Consider the following 2,017-nt stretch of genomic DNA (forward strand, 5'->3'; position numbering starts at 1 on the left):
GCGTCAAGAAGCCGCATGATGCAGCGGCGGTTGTAGGAGCCGGTGAGCTCGTCGAGCTCGGCCAGCTCCTCGATGCGCCGATAGGCGGCCTTCAGTTCGATGCTGCGCCGGTACAGGACCTTGCGCAGGGTGGCGCCGAACAGGCCGAGGAAGGCGCACTGCCCGATCACCAGCACGAAGCAGAGCATCGAGGCGGTTCGCTGCAGCCGGGTCGTGACCGGCAGTCCGATCGGCAGGTCGGATCCCAGGAAAACCAGGACGAGACCGCAGGTGGCAAGGCCCCAGGTGAGCATCGCCTGGCTCGACGTCATCCGCAGCGTGCCGAACGCGAAGATCAGAAACAACACGGCCAGGAACGCGACCCCGACCGTCGGCACCGCAAGCAGGAACACCAGTTGCAGCGCCATATGCGCCGAGATCTGATAGACGGTGAGGTAATGATCCTCGAACCGGTCGCCGAATCCGGCCTCCGACAGCACCGTGAACGTACCGATGATCAGGAGGCCGCCGAGCCAGAACAGCGACGGAACGCCCATGGAGATCGTTCCGTCATAGGCGTAGAGCAGCAGGACCGAGGTGCCGAGCGAGTAGCTCGCGACCTGGCCGATATACATCTGGCGGCGCTGCCGGGCTCGGCGCGCCCTCACTTCGGGGGCAGCTGTCTCCGGCGCGAGGACGAGATCCGCGACCTCTGCGGCATTCCTCTCGGGAAGGGACGTCGCGGCCGTGCTCATGGTCCCGCCAATGGTGGATGTCAGCGCAAAAATCTACATGGCAAGCCTTTAGGTTTGGTATCCTTTGAAAACGAATCCGAACCGTGCAGCACGGAACAAGGCGATCAGCCAGCGCGAGAATTCTTAACGGCGATCGTACATCGTGTGCGATGCGGTCGAGCCAAAGCAGGGCTTGGCGCGACAAACGTAGCGCAGGGCCGCTATGGAACCCTACTCGGCCGGCCGCCTGTGCCGGAACGGGCATTCCGCAGGGAAGTACGCAGTATTATGTTACCGATCTGGATCGACACCGCTGTCCCTCGCGGGTGGGACAAGAAAAATGCGCGTATGTGGGGTAGCTCACACCGGCTCCCGTATGACTGCCGTAGGCTGAACAATTTTGCACCCCTCGTCGAACCCTCCACCGCATCGACCCGACCAACTTTGCGAGACGGCCATTGAGCGTGACACAGGCGGCTTCCGACGAGGTTCTGATCGCCAGGATCGCTCAAGGTGACCGGCTCGCCATGCAGGTGCTGTACGGGCGGCACCATGTCAGGGTCTACAGGTTCGGACTGAGGCTCGTGCGGGACGAGCAGGCGGCGGAAGACCTCATCAGTGAGGTGTTTCTCGACGTCTGGCGTCAAGCCGGCAAGTTCGAGGGCCGATCCGCCGTTTCCACCTGGCTGCTGGCCATCACCCGATTCAAGGCCCTGTCTGCGCTCCGGCGCAGGAAGGATTTCGAGTTGGACGAAGAAGCCGCCAACGCGATCGAGGATGCGTCCGACGATCCGGAAACGGTGGTGCAGAAGAAGGATACCAGCGCAGCGTTGCGAGAGTGCCTGACGGGGCTCTCGCCGGAACACCGGGAAATCGTCGATCTCGTCTACTACCACGAGAAGTCCGTGGAAGAGGTGGCCGAAATCGTCGGAATTCCGGAGAACACTGTGAAGACGCGCTTGTTCTATGCGCGCAAGAAACTGGCCGAACTGCTGAAGGCAGCCGGCGTCGAGCGAGGCTGGCCATGATGGCATTGAGCAAGAAGATGCTGGAGCAAGAGCCCAGTGAAATTGAACTGCTGCTGCCGTGGCACGCCGCCGGCACGCTGAACGCGCGCGATGCGCGCCGTGTCGAGGAGGCGCTGGCGCGCGATCCCGTGCTTGCCAGGCAATATGCCGCGATCCGCGGCGAGTACGAAGAGACCATCCATCTGAACGAGAGCCTGGGCGCTCCGTCGGCGCGCGCGATGCAGAAGCTGTTCGCCGCGATCGACGCTGAGCCGGCACGGGCGAGCGGCTCGCTGC

Annotated in this window: 1 protein-coding gene and 2 pseudogenes; 2 read left to right on the forward strand and 1 reads right to left on the reverse strand. The window is 63.2% G+C overall.

All coding sequences use genetic code 11. The annotated features are described in order from the left end of the window. Positions 1–734: pseudogene (locus tag IC50_RS21730) on the reverse strand (GGDEF domain-containing protein); the annotation flags it as partial. Between the two features lie 437 nt (positions 735–1,171). Here IC50_RS21730 and IC50_RS21735 point away from each other — a divergent pair. Together IC50_RS21735 and IC50_RS21740 are read left to right on the forward strand one after the other, a co-directional pair. After that, positions 1,172–1,741 carry a sigma-70 family RNA polymerase sigma factor gene (locus tag IC50_RS21735; protein WP_035709476.1) on the forward strand — a complete coding sequence of 190 codons (570 nt, stop codon included), beginning with the start codon at positions 1,172–1,174 and terminating at the stop codon, positions 1,739–1,741. Next, a pseudogene (locus IC50_RS21740) lies at positions 1,738–2,017 on the forward strand (hypothetical protein); the annotation flags it as partial. The gene IC50_RS21735 and the pseudogene IC50_RS21740, both read left to right, overlap by 4 nt.

It is taken from the genome of Bradyrhizobium genomosp. I (2014) (genome assembly GCF_000261685.1).
Classification (GTDB): domain Bacteria; phylum Pseudomonadota; class Alphaproteobacteria; order Rhizobiales; family Xanthobacteraceae; genus Bradyrhizobium.